The organism is Zobellia russellii, from assembly GCF_044597075.1.
Classification (GTDB): Bacteria; Bacteroidota; Bacteroidia; order Flavobacteriales; family Flavobacteriaceae; genus Zobellia; species Zobellia russellii.
In genome coordinates this window covers 647606-661133 of the sequence record NZ_CP139000.1, presented here as the reverse complement: position 1 = coordinate 661133, position 13528 = coordinate 647606, and the positions used below count along the sequence as shown (strand labels likewise).

Here is a 13528-nt window from a genome sequence, read left to right as displayed (position 1 = left end):
ATGAACAGCTTTTGCAATTCAGATAATTTTAAGAGCAAATGCCCGATCAGTATAACAGTTTTAACTAACGAATAAGCCCACAGAAAATGCTACTGGCCAACAAACATTTTACACCGGTTTTAGGAATAGATATTCACATTATTGTTTTATTCGGTGTTCCTACGCCCCTGCCTCATCCCTTTATCGGAATGGTAATGGACCCAATGGACTATATTCCCTTTATTGGATCTACGGTAAACGTAAACAGTGTTCCTAAAGGCAATAGCCAAACAGCGGGTATTTTGGGTACTTATTTTCATATTCCAATGGGAGGGCCATTTTTAATGGCTCCCATGATCGGCCATGATTCCGTTAACTTTTTTGGTAGTACTACGGTAAGTACAGAGGGTAACTATTTTTCTCCATCTGGCCATATGCTAATGACCTGTAATGATATTGGCCTGCCCTTAACGTTGGCTCCAGGAAAAAAATTGAAGCCCATACCAAGCATGTATCTTCCGTCATCAATGACCATTCCCTTACCCATGGGCCAACCGGTTATGGTGGGTGGGCCTTATGCACCCGATCTTTTGGGTATGTTAACAGGACTGGCAATGAGTTTCGGTTTTGGTGCCCTTATGAAAGGGGTGGGTAAAGGTTTGGGCAAAGGCCTTAAAAAACTGAACCATTCTGTCATTAAAAAATTCCCAGCAACCGAAGGTTTAAGCAAAAAGCTTTGTAAAATGGGCTTTGAACCCGTAGACCTGGTAACCGGACGCATGGTGTATGATGGAGAGGATTTTAGTCTTACGGGACCTATCCCAATAACATGGGAACGCAACTGGTATTCAGATTCAAGGTACGAAGGGTTAATGGGGCATGGTTTTCATTCAAATTATGATTTAGCCCTCCACATAGACGAAAAAGAAGATGCTTCCGTATTGCGCTTGGCAGATGGCCGGATTACAGTCATGCCTATATTAGCAATACCCGGAGAACAATATTATCACCGTAGTGAAAAGCTTACACTTACCTACATAGACCGAAACACCTATGAAATAGAAAATCATGAAGAGCAACTTACCTATGTCTATAGCAAACGTACTCCTGCCCTATTCAAGCCTACGGAAATAAGAAATCCGGACGGTTTTAAATTGCAACTGGAATATAACGCAAGTAATGCGCTTACCCGAATAATTGATAGTGTTGGCAGAACTGTAGAGATGCGGTTGGACAATAAAAACCGAATTACCGAAATTTCTGCCGAACACCGTGGTCAATACAGAAAATTGGTCTCTTATAGGTACAATAAAGAAGGTGACCTTATAGGAATTGGCGATGCTTTAGACCAGTATACTACAATGGAATATGAAAACCATTTGATGGTTAAAAAGACCGACCGTAACGGACAGTCCTTCTATTGGGAATATGATGGTGAAAAAACAGGTGCCAAATGTATTGCCACCCGTGGCGATGGTGATATACTTTCCGGAACTTTGGAATATGGCAAGGGTAGAAATATGATTACCAATTCACTTGGTGAAACAAGCATTTATTACTTCAATGACTTGAATCTCTGTACCCAGGTCACCGATCCAATGGGCGGACACATCTTTCATGAATACACCCCATTTATGGAACCGTACAGAGATATAGATGAAGAAGGTAATATTACCGGATACAGCTATGATGAACGTGGAAACTTGGTGGGGCTGCACAGTCCGGATGGCGCTGTAACCACTTTTGTGTACGATGAGAAAGACCGTTTGGTACTGACAAAACCACCTATTGGCGGTTCTACGGTACGCACTTTTAAAGAAGACCGCCTACATGCTATTATTTCCGCTGATGGCGGGGTAACCTCTTTTGATTATAACGAACACGGGCTCATTAACGAGGTACGTGACAATGCCGGAAACACCTCTTCCCTAGCCTACGATATAGACTTTAACCTTTCTAAAATGATACTGCCCAACAAAGCAGTAGCCACTTGGAAATACGATGCTTGGGGCCGTTGTCATAAAACCAAGAATGCCGCCGGACACGAACAGAATTTTGATTATGACGAGCTAGATCGGCTAAAGCAAGTGGTAGAAGCCGATAATAATGCCGTACAGTTCAAGTACAACGCTTATGACGAGGTTACGGAGCTACATCAAAAAAATGGCAAGGTAAAGTTTGAATACACCCCTATGGGAAGCCTCAAAATGAGAGAAGAACGCGGGAGAAAAGTATTCTTTAATTATGATACGGAAGAACAACTACGTTACATAGATAACGAACATGGAGAGCGCTACCGCTTTAAACGCAACCCCAATGGGGAGATTATTACCGAAACCGGTTTTGATGGCCTTACCCGCATGTACCAACGCGATCGCGCGGGAAAAGTTTACCGAGTCAACCGCCCCGGTGGCAAGTTTACCGAATATGAATATGACAACAATGGTAGAATTACTAGGGCCGAACATAGTGATGGTACGTGGGAGACTTATAGTTACGACCGTAACGGCAATCTTATTGAAGCCGTTAACCAAAATAGTACCGTACAACTCATCCGCGACAATGCCGGAAGAGTTGTTGCTGAAAACCAAGACGGGCACCTTGTTGAAAGTACCTATGACAAATTAGGCAACCGGATACAAATTACAAGTAGTCTAGGCGCGGAAATAGACCTATTGCGAAACAAAATGGGCCAGATTGAAACGATGAACGCCCAGGTGAACGATATACATTCCAAAGAGAATACCGGGGTCACCCAAAAACCAAAAACATGGAGTACCAATTTCGCCTACAACAGTGTAGGCATGGAAATAGAACGCCTACTTCCGGGCGGAGTAAGGGCCGAGATGGAATATGACGAGGCTGGGCGCCCCGTACGCCAAAAAGTTACCCGCGGCCGTAGCGAAATGCGCCATAGAACCTACAACTGGAGCGTGAACGACCGGCTTAAGATAATGGTGGACCAATTGACCAAAGGACAAGTCTCTTACACCCATGACCAGTTCGGTAATTTGGCCTCTGCTAAGTACGAGAACAATGATATGGATTATAAGTTGCCCGACGAAGTGGGCAACCTTTATAGGAGCCAAGGCAAAAGCGACCGTAAATACGGTGCAGGTGGACAATTATTGCAAGATGGCCGTACCACTTTTAAATACGACGACGAAGGCAACCTCATCGAAAAACGTTCGCCGAACAGAACCGAAGTATACGATTGGTACGGCAATGGTATGCTACAAGCGGTAACCAAAACCAATGGAGAAAGAGTAGAATTTGAATACGACGCCCTAGGAAGGCGTACGGCTAAAAATGTAATACCGGCACGGGCCAAGTCGAGAAGCGGCATAACGCGCTTTGTTTGGGACGGCAACGTACCGCTACATGAATGGAAGTACCCTTTAAAGGACCGCCCAGAATGGATGGTAGATGAATGGGGCATGCTTACAAAGGATAAAGAAGAACCCGTTGAGAATTTAATTACCTGGGTATTTGATGAAGGTACCTTTAAACCTGCCGCCAAGATTGTAGATGGTGAACACTTTAGTATCATCACGGATTATTTGGGTACCCCCATTGAAATGTACAACGCTCAGGGCGCAAGAACTTGGGCAGTGGAGTATGATATTTACGGAAAAGTACGTAAACTTGTTGAAGGTTCTTTGGAAGATTGTCCGTTTAGGTATCAAGGGCAGTATGAGGATTCGGAGACTGGGTTGTATTATAACGGTTTTAGGTATTACGCGTCTGAAGAAGGAGTTTATTTGAGTCAAGACCCAATCCGTTTAGAAGGTTCAAACCCTAATTTTTATGCCTACGTTGTAGATTGTAATAGTTGGATTGATCCTTTAGGTTTAGATTGTGTTCCTACTCATGCAACACCGTTCAAACCGCTATCACAAAAAAGAAGAAAAACCCTAAGAAATAAATTAAAAAATCGTACTATAACCAAGGATGAATATAAACATCTAGATTGGGATAGGAGATTCTCAAATAGACGTTCGAGAGGCGTTAGTAGGTTTTGGGCTAAAGAAAGGAGATCATTAAAACAGGGTGGACAGGGATCAAGAAATTGGTCACCTGAGCAAAGAGCTGATATAGTGTCAGGAAAGACACCTAAACACAACGGAGACCCTATAGAAGGTCATCATAAATATAATGCTTTAGACCACCCTCAAATTGCTGATGATGCAAATAATATTTATCCCGCAACTAATGCCGAACATTTTAGTAGATGGCATGGCGGGAATTATCAAAATGATACTTTTGGGAAACCATTAGACTCATCCTTCCCAGAAGAATTTTAATTTTAAAGTTATGTCGAAAATTGTATTGAAAATAGAAAAATATACCAACCTACCTAGGACTATTGGAAGTATTGCAAAAATAGAAAAAGTTGGAATGTCTGAGATAAAATCAAGGATATCTGAAAATCAACCTATTTTAGAAAGAAAGCTCTTTTACAACAATCATAATGAAGTAGCTAAAAGTTTGATTAATCTCATTATTGATTTGAAATCATTAGGTACAAGTGTAAATATATACGAATTGGAAGAAGAAGAAGAATTTAATGATTTAGATGAACCCGAATTTCTAAAAATAGACAATAAAACTCTAGCTAATATTTTAGGAATACATGACAGAGAAACAGACAGACAACAAGAACTATAATACCAAAAGCCCAACGCTAGCGCTCGTTTGTAACGAGTGCCGTTCAGCGTAAGAAACAACAAACTAAGCTATCTAAACATTTAGATAGCTTTTGTATTTTTAGACGAGAACTAAAGTTGGGATTTCCTGAAAGAATGGCCCAAGCAAACCCTATAACATCACTTGACTTATTCTAATCATCGGCTAAGCAATCAAAATTAAGAATTATTGGGCTTCTTGGCTCAAAGTTAATATCATCCCTATAATCTATAACCTCAAAATTATGCTCGGGCCAGACGATATTGGTCGGGTTACAGGAATCATAAACAAGGCAATCTATTATTTTATTGTTTCCTGTGTTTTCGGCAGTACCAAATGCAGCGAATATTAAGGAGTTAGAGGTAGGATTCCCTCTTCCTTGTCCAAGCTCGCCACAAATGATTTCTTTAGCGCGAATTCTAGTGAACGTAACATTTTTAGAACCTTCTACGGAAGAAACAACGCCGTTACCCATCTCTAAAAAGTCCACATCCTCTACTACACCACCGTAACCGCCACGGGCACCTTCTGTATTTTGGTCCTCAAATAAAACACCCACGCCTGTTGGACTGTTATTCCCTATTATAAGACCTTTCTTTATTTCTTGCCCTGCACTTTTATAGATGCTTATATTGTCTTCTGTCCAAGCAACATCGCGGTCATTGATGACAGAAAAATTCTCAAGTAAGCCGCCTATGCATTTGTCATACTGTACAAATTGCCCTCTAGGATAAGGACCTCTCATATTATGCCCTTCTATGTACGTTAATTCAGATGCATCACATTGGTTTAATCGAATTCCGGTAGAACCATCTTCAACTTTTACATTTGTAATGACCAGATTAGGAGAATTAAAGCCTTCAATACAGTTTCTGGTAAAATCCTCTAAAGGCCCTGCAGAAGGTGCATTGGTATACTTAACGTAGCAATTTTTTATGGTCAGGTTATCGGCGTTCGAAAATTTAATTCCCATGTATGCACCTGTATATTCAATAATACAATTAGAGATTACCACGCCCTTGTAGTTATTAATCTCAATACCATGCTGACTAGATGTTTTAATAAATAGATTTTCTATTTGTTGATAATCCTCGTTAACAACAATAGGTCCGGATTCTTGTAAATTAGATTTACAGAGATTACTAGTAATGTTAGGTAAAACTTTATAGGTTACCGCTGTTCCATTTTCTGCTGTTACGGTATAAGTGACTTCATTGTTAAAATCTTGAACAGTTTTTGATGGCGGACTAACATCGGCTCCAGAACTAACTGTAATTGTTGGTGTCAGTTCTTCAATGGAAACCATTAAGGAATTGAGCGTAACATGGATGGTATTATCGTCTTCATTCAAGGTTCCAATTATGTCGGTAGAAAGTCCTTCGTTATCAACGGATTTAAAAGTGAATTCGGTTATTTTTGCCTCTGTTTCAAAAATCGGTTCCTCTGGCAAACCCTCTGCTTCGCTTATTTGGCTGGGGCCATCACTTTCTGTTGAGCAAGAACTAAGAGCCGATAACATTGCTATCAATACAACTATTAGTACTATTGCATTGGAGTACATCGGTTTATGTTGAATTCTAGCCATAAATCTAATTCTTAGGTTTACTTATAAAAATAGGGACATACTTCAGTAAGCGTTTAGATTAGATAACTAATAATAATTGTATTTGTTGTCTTTAAACTATACCTTGAAGCCATATTTATACAAATAACAGCCCTAATGAAAATTTCCCTACTCGTTGTCCTGTCCGCACTACTCTACTGGCCCTTAAATGCACAGAACACCTCTGAAAACTGGATTGAAACCAAAGCCAAGATTACCGAAATACACAACAATATAAAGGCAAGGGGCACAAGGTCGTTTGCTACGGTTTCCTACATGGATGAAGATGGCAACCAATATAAAAGTAGGGTTGAACTGTTGGCAATCCCTTTTATTGGCACTTTAAAATCGGTAGACGATTCGGTAACGATTTATTATGATTCCGCAAATCCCACTTTGGCAAAATCTCCCGAAACATCTTTTATACAGTCCTACGGGCTTTACCTTTTAATTGGTCTGGGTATCTTATTTACGCTCTACAATTTCAGAAAAAAAATGGGGAGCAACGCTACTTAATACAATTGCTATTGTAGTGTATTGGGTATGGAGAAACATCATATCACAAGCTTAAAAGCCCAGTGAGTTGAAACGTGTATAGGAAAGTTGTTTTCCCATGGAAGAATTAGTAACCTACAATTAAAACAAAACCAATTGTAGGTTATAGATACATATTACTTGCCAGGCTTAATTTGTTCCGCATTTAAACTTAACATTACAGAGCGTTCCCTACCCTCCTCTTCTTTGAGCAGCACATAAATATTCTGGCCTTTGCCCAAAGCAAAATCTTTACAGATAAATACAAGATTATTGGCACTGTGGGCAGCTATGGATTCTTGTAAGTTATAAACGAATAATTCTTTCATTTCTATTTCGTGATTCCCTTTTAGTGATTTTATAAAAAACTTCAATGACTTCACTTTAAAATCGGTCCACGAATCGTTTTTAATTTCCATCACAAAATGCAAATCATTATGGTCCTTGATAATATTGTTTAGGTGTAGCCCTATTAAATTAATAGTGTTGGAGCTTTTCTTAAAGCGGGATTTTTTTAAATAACTATTTTCACAAAAAATCTGATAATAGCTTTCCCTATCCGAATTGTAGAGACTGCTTCCTGTATTTTCTGGCGTTTCGTCCTCTACAGAGTCATAGATCTCTTCCTTAGCTGGAGTCTTTTTATTTACATTTCTTTTTTCTTTGGATGTGGTGCGTGTTAACGGTTCGTTAGAGCCAGCCTCCACAACCGGCTTTTTGTTGTTGGGCTCTTCGTTATGGTGAACTACATCTTCATTTTTATTACTACTGACTGCAACAGCACTAGAACCTTTTAACGTTCCAATAGCTTGATCCGTGGCCAACACATACGTAAAGTTGTTCACCTCATTATCATATTGCAGTAAAAACGAAAAAATACTCCCATCCTTGGTAATCACGGTAAGATTACTTGTTGCTCCTTTTCTGGCTACAAGAGTGGCCATTGTTGCGTTAGGCTCATAATCAAACTTATAATGGGGAGCTGGCTCAATTACCTTCTCAATTGCCGAAGGAAAAAACAAAGTAACCGTTATACTTTCATTTACGGTAACAGGTATAGGCAAGTTGTTCGCTTTCATTGCAATTGTAGTAAACGCAATGAACAAAACAAAAAATGTATTTTTCAGCTTCATAAACAAGTAGGTTTTAAGGTAGTTTGGGATATTATACCTTGCCGTTTAGGCACGTAGCGCGTTAAAATTATAACCTCTTGTTTAGTTCTCACAATTTTTTCGTTGTCCTGATTCTTTAATTTGTTTTACCGACCAAATGCAACATTTTCATCGAAATATAATCGATAAACTACCCTAAAATAAAATTACATAACACAAAAATAATTGGGTGTTACATAAGTTGAACATCGTAATTTTAAACTACATTAATTTCTTAACAACGTCCACTTTCATTAGATTTGTGTGCTTAGAATTTAAATAAAATGAATACAAAAAAGACATTATTCGATAAAGTTTGGGATTCACATGTGGTACAACACATAGAAAATGGACCAGATGTGCTCTTCATAGACCGCCACATGGTGCACGAAGTAACAAGTCCCGTTGCTTTTTTAGGTATAAAATCTAGGGGCATTCCAGTGATGTATCCTGAAAAGACGTTTGCTACGGCAGACCATAACACCCCTACCATTAACCAACATTTGCCTGTAGAGGATCCTCTATCTGCAAATCAGTTGCGTATGCTAGAAGAAAACTCCAATGAATTTGGTATTTCATATTGGGGACTTGGCCATGAAAAAAACGGTATCGTTCATGTTGTAGGACCGGAATATGGTATTACACAACCCGGTGCTACTATTGTTTGTGGTGATTCTCACACATCTACTCACGGTGCGTTTGGGGCAATTGCCTTTGGTATCGGTACTTCGGAAGTAGAAATGGTTTTGGCCTCTCAGTGTATCATGCAGACCAAACCAAAAAGCATGCGAATCAATGTTGAAGGCAGCTTGGGTAAAGGCGTTACACCTAAAGACGTTGCACTTTATATTATTTCACAATTAACGACTTCTGGTGCTACAGGTTACTTTGTAGAATATGCCGGTCAAGTTTTCCGTGATATGACCATGGAAGGCCGTATGACGGTTTGTAACCTTAGTATTGAAATGGGTGCCCGTGGTGGAATGATCGCTCCGGACGAAAAAACTTTTGAATATGTAAAGGGCAGAGAATTTACACCAACCGGTGAAGCATGGGACAAAGCTATGGCTTATTGGAAATCCCTACCTACCGAAGAAGGTGCTGAGTTCGATAAAGAAATTACTTTTAATGCTGCCGATATAGAACCGATGATTACCTATGGTACCAACCCTGGTATGGGCATCGGAATTTCTAATGGTATTCCGCAAGCGGATGCTGTAGAAGGTGGTGTTGCTACGTATAAAAAATCGTTGCAGTATATGAACTTCAATGAAGGCGATAGTATGATGGGCAAACCTATCGATTTTGTTTTCTTGGGAAGTTGTACCAACGGTAGAATTGAAGATTTTAGATTATTTACCTCATTGGTAAAAGGACGCTCAAAAGCGCCTAACGTTACGGCATGGTTGGTTCCTGGCTCTCATAAAGTTGAAAAAGCAATTAAAGACGAAGGTCTTTTGGCCATTTTGAACGAAGCCGGCTTTGAACTTCGCGAACCGGGTTGTTCCGCTTGTTTGGCAATGAATGACGATAAAGTTCCTGCCGGGAAATACGCGGTAAGTACTTCTAACAGAAACTTTGAAGGAAGACAAGGCCCAGGTTCCAGAACCCTATTGGCAAGTCCGCTAGTTGCAGCAGCGGCAGCTGTTACAGGAAAGGTTACCGATCCAAGGGAATTATTGGAAGTTGAAACCGCCTAAGTTTATTTATATCTAAAATCAGAATTACAATTTGAAATTATGGCATACGATAAATTCAATACTTTAAAATCATCGGCAGTACCACTTCCTATAGAGAACGTGGACACCGATCAAATTATACCGGCTAGATTCTTAAAAGCTACCGAGCGTAAAGGTTTTGGCGATAATCTTTTTAGAGATTGGCGTTATAACGGCGATGGTTCCGAAAAGAAGGATTTTGTTCTTAACAATCCTACCTACAGTGGTAAAATCTTAGTTGGAGGAAAAAACTTTGGTTCAGGTTCCTCTCGTGAACATGCTGCTTGGGCTGTTTATGATTATGGGTTCCGTTGTGTGGTTTCCAGTTTCTTCGCAGATATCTTCAGAAACAACTGTTTAAATATTGGCGTGCTTCCCGTTCAGGTGAGCGCAGACTTTCTTGATAAAATATTCAAGGCGATAGAAGCTAATCCAGAAGCAACTTTTGAAGTTAGCCTACCGGAACAAACCATTACCATAGAAGGCAGCGGAGAGTCCGAAAGCTTTGACATAAACGCTTACAAAAAGGCAAATATGTTGAACGGTTTTGATGACATTGACTACCTTTTGAACATTCAGGAAGAAATCAAGGAATTTGCAGCGGATAGACCTTTATAACCTTCCATTGCAGACCTGTTAAACGATTACCGCAATCTGCCGGACCATTGGAGTTTCGGCAGGTTGTTTTTTCCTTTACACCAATTACTACAACATCACCTTAATACAAATACAGTTCTAAAGAAACCCTAGAGCAAATGAAAAGAAAACTGGAAATTATGGATACCACGCTGCGCGACGGCGAACAAACCTCTGGCGTATCCTTTTCCGTTTCCGAAAAACTCACCTTGGCCAAATTACTTTTAGGCGAATTAAAAGTAGACCGTATTGAAGTAGCTTCGGCACGTGTTTCCGATGGGGAACTAGAGTCCGTTAAACAAATAGCGGAATGGGCTTCGGCAGAAAACTGTATTGATAAGGTAGAGGTTCTTACGTTTGTAGACGGTGGTGTTTCAATAGATTGGATGAAAAAGGCAGGTGCTAAAGTACAAAACTTGCTTACCAAGGGTTCATTGAACCACCTTACCCATCAGCTCAAAAAAACTCCGGAAGAACATTTTTCCGATATTGAAAAGGCAATTGCCTTGGCTTCCGAAAATAACATTGACACCAATGTGTATCTTGAAGACTGGAGTAATGGTATGCGAACTTCCAAAGAATACGTTTTTCAATACTTGGATTTTCTTACGCAACAGCCGGTTAAACGTATCCTACTTCCGGATACTTTAGGTGTTCTGACACACACGGAAACATTTGATTTTATTTCGGAAATAGTCGCACGCTACCCTAATACACATTTTGATTTTCATGGTCATAATGATTATGACCTTGGCGTAGCAAATGTTATGGAAGCGGTCAAAGCTGGTTGCCACGGACTACACCTTACCGTGAACGGAATGGGCGAACGAGCAGGAAATGCTCCTATGGCGAGTGCCGTAGCGGTAATAAATGATTTTTTGACGGATGTTAAAATCAATGTAAACGAATCTTCATTATATAAAGTAAGTAAACTTGTTTCTGCATTCACCGGTGTAGGCATACCGTACAACAAACCAATCGTTGGTGATAATGTATTTACCCAGACCGCTGGAATACATGCGGATGGAGACAGTAAAAATAACCTTTATTTTAACGACCTATTACCCGAAAGGTTTGGAAGAAAGCGCAAATACGCTCTTGGAAAAACGTCTGGAAAAGCCAATATTCAAAAAAACCTTCAGGAGCTTGGGCTCACCTTAAATGACGAGGAGCTAAAGAAGGTTACGCAACGAATTATTGAGCTGGGTGATAAAAAAGAAAAAGTTACCAAAGACGATTTACCATATATCATTTCCGATATTTTAGATAGCGGAAATCATCAACAAAAAGTTTTTATAAAATCGTATGTTCTTACCCATGCGATGGGCTTAAGACCGTCTACAACCGTTTCTTTAGAAATTAATGGAGAACTTTTGGAGGCACATGCACAAGGAGACGGGCAATATGATGCCTTTATGAACGCTCTCCGAAAACTATACGTTTCCAAAAAAATAGAATTGCCTAATTTAGTCGATTATGCCGTAAGGATTCCGCCAGGAAGTAATTCCGATGCTTTGTGTGAGACTATAATTACTTGGCAGAATGGAAGTAAAGAATTGATTACTCGAGGTTTGGATTCCGATCAAACGGTGTCCGCAATCAAAGCAACAGAAAAGATGCTTAATATTATTTAGTCATGCTAATCGCCATACGCTAATAGCATGATTAAAATTGAGAGTTGAATAAAAAATGAGGGATTATAGAAAATATAAGGTTTGGGAGTTAGGCCACGAAATAACCTTAATGGTCTATCAATTAACCAAAGATTTCCCTAAACATGAAATATATGGAATAGTAAGTCAAATGCGAAGAGCTGCGTATTCAATTCCGTCAAATATTGCAGAGGGATGTGGAAGGGAATCAGACGCTGAGTTCAAAAGATTTCTTATAATTTCACAAGGCTCGGCCAATGAATTGGAATACTTTACAGTTCTAGCGCAGGATTTAGGATATATTGAAAACCAAATTTTTTCAGACCTTAATAACAAGGTTGATAGAATCAGGAGAAGTTTAAATAATTTGATTAATAAAATTTAATTAACCTTACACACCAACAAATAGATAATATTAAATAAAGCTATTGGCGTGTAGCGTAAAGCTAAAAAAGAATGAAATTAAACATTGCACTATTGGCCGGAGATGGTATCGGCCCCGAAGTTATTGACCAAGCCGTAAAAGTTTGCGACGCTATCGCAACAAAATATAAGCACGAAATCAGCTGGAAACCTGCACTAACAGGTGCTGCTGCTATTGATGCTGTTGGAGAGCCTTATCCAGATGAAACCCACGAAGTTTGTGCCAGTGCAGATGCCGTTCTTTTTGGAGCCATAGGTCACCCGAGATTTGATAATGACCCTTCCGCTAAGGTGCGTCCTGAGCAAGGTCTATTGAAAATGAGACAAAAATTGGGTCTTTTTGCCAATGTACGTCCCACTTTTACATTCCCTTCTTTAATTGATAAGTCGCCTTTAAAACGCGAACGTATAGAAGGCACCGATTTGATAATTCTTCGTGAGTTAACAGGTGGTGTATATTTTGGGGAACGCGGAAGAAAAGATGATGGGAATACAGCTTTTGACACCATGACCTATACTCGAGCCGAAATTCAGCGTTTGGCAAAAAAAGGTTTTGAAATGGCCATGAATCGGTCTAAACGTCTTTGTTGCGTTGATAAAGCCAACGTTTTGGAATCTTCACGTTTATGGAGAGAAACCGTACAGGCCATGGAAAAAGATTATCCTGAGGTTGAAGTTTCTTATGAATTTGTGGATGCCGTTGCCATGCGTTTGGTACAATGGCCAAAAGGATACGATGTAATCATCACTGAAAACCTATTTGGAGATATCCTAACGGATGAAGCTTCTGTAATTTCAGGTTCTATGGGATTAATGCCTTCTGCTTCCGTAGGTGAAAAAACAAAATTGTACGAGCCTATACACGGTTCTTACCCACAAGCCGCAGGAAAGGATATCGCCAACCCATTGGCAACCGTACTTTCAGCAGCTATGCTATTTGAAGATTTCGGTCTACAGGAAGAAGCTGAGGATATCCGTCGTGTAGTAAACAAATCTTTAGCCGAAGGCATCGTAACCGAAGACCTATCCGAAGACGCCAAATCGTACAAAACAAGCGAAGTTGGTGATTGGTTGGCCAAGAACGTTTAAGTAGATTATAATCGATATTACAAAAAAACCTCTCCAGATTAACTGGGGAGGTTTTTT

Annotated in this window: 10 protein-coding genes; 8 read left to right on the top strand and 2 right to left on the bottom strand. The window is 39.8% G+C overall.

Annotated elements, in window-relative coordinates; translation table 11 throughout:
* The first annotated feature begins 86 nt into the window (after positions 1 to 86).
* Together SJY45_RS02680 and SJY45_RS02675 are read left to right on the top strand one after the other, a co-directional pair.
* Positions 87 to 4283, top strand: a complete 4197-nt coding sequence (locus SJY45_RS02680) for a DUF6531 domain-containing protein (protein ID WP_400073177.1) — start codon at positions 87 to 89, stop codon at positions 4281 to 4283.
* 10 nt (positions 4284 to 4293) lie between these two features.
* Entirely contained in the window at positions 4294 to 4647 is a 354-nt protein-coding gene (locus SJY45_RS02675; protein WP_400073176.1) for a hypothetical protein, read from the top strand.
* 172 nt (positions 4648 to 4819) lie between these two features.
* Here SJY45_RS02675 and SJY45_RS02670 read toward each other — a convergent pair whose 3' ends face one another.
* Positions 4820 to 6250 (bottom strand): right-handed parallel beta-helix repeat-containing protein, encoded by a 1431-nt coding sequence (locus SJY45_RS02670; RefSeq protein WP_400073175.1) that lies wholly within the window; start codon positions 6248 to 6250, stop codon positions 4820 to 4822.
* 69 nt (positions 6251 to 6319) lie between these two features.
* Here SJY45_RS02670 and SJY45_RS02665 point away from each other — a divergent pair, with 69 nt between their 5' ends.
* Positions 6320 to 6784, top strand: coding sequence for a DUF3592 domain-containing protein (locus SJY45_RS02665; protein WP_400074287.1), 465 nt, complete (start codon positions 6320 to 6322; stop codon positions 6782 to 6784).
* 155 nt (positions 6785 to 6939) lie between these two features.
* Here SJY45_RS02665 and SJY45_RS02660 read toward each other — a convergent pair whose 3' ends face one another.
* Positions 6940 to 7935: a hypothetical protein gene (locus SJY45_RS02660; RefSeq protein WP_400073174.1), complete on the bottom strand. Its 996-nt coding sequence runs from the start codon at positions 7933 to 7935 to the stop codon at positions 6940 to 6942.
* 302 nt (positions 7936 to 8237) lie between these two features.
* Here SJY45_RS02660 and leuC point away from each other — a divergent pair, with 302 nt between their 5' ends.
* The 5 genes from leuC (at position 8238) to leuB (ending at position 13471) form a co-directional block, all read left to right on the top strand.
* Positions 8238 to 9653, top strand: coding sequence for a 3-isopropylmalate dehydratase large subunit (gene leuC, locus SJY45_RS02655; protein ID WP_400073173.1), 1416 nt, complete (start codon positions 8238 to 8240; stop codon positions 9651 to 9653).
* A gap of 39 nt (positions 9654 to 9692) precedes the next feature.
* Complete coding sequence (leuD, locus tag SJY45_RS02650; RefSeq protein WP_215439400.1) at positions 9693 to 10289, top strand: 3-isopropylmalate dehydratase small subunit; 597 nt, start codon at positions 9693 to 9695, stop codon at positions 10287 to 10289.
* Positions 10290 to 10426: 137 nt separating this feature from the next.
* On the top strand, positions 10427 to 11941 hold the full coding sequence (locus SJY45_RS02645; protein ID WP_400073172.1) for an alpha-isopropylmalate synthase regulatory domain-containing protein: 1515 nt from the start codon (positions 10427 to 10429) through the stop codon (positions 11939 to 11941).
* Between the two features lie 55 nt (positions 11942 to 11996).
* Entirely contained in the window at positions 11997 to 12344 is a 348-nt protein-coding gene (locus SJY45_RS02640) for a four helix bundle protein (RefSeq protein WP_303405653.1), read from the top strand.
* A 71-nt stretch (positions 12345 to 12415) separates the two neighbouring features.
* Entirely contained in the window at positions 12416 to 13471 is a 1056-nt protein-coding gene (leuB, locus tag SJY45_RS02635) for a 3-isopropylmalate dehydrogenase (RefSeq protein WP_215914444.1), read from the top strand.
* The last annotated feature ends 57 nt before the right edge of the window (positions 13472 to 13528 follow it).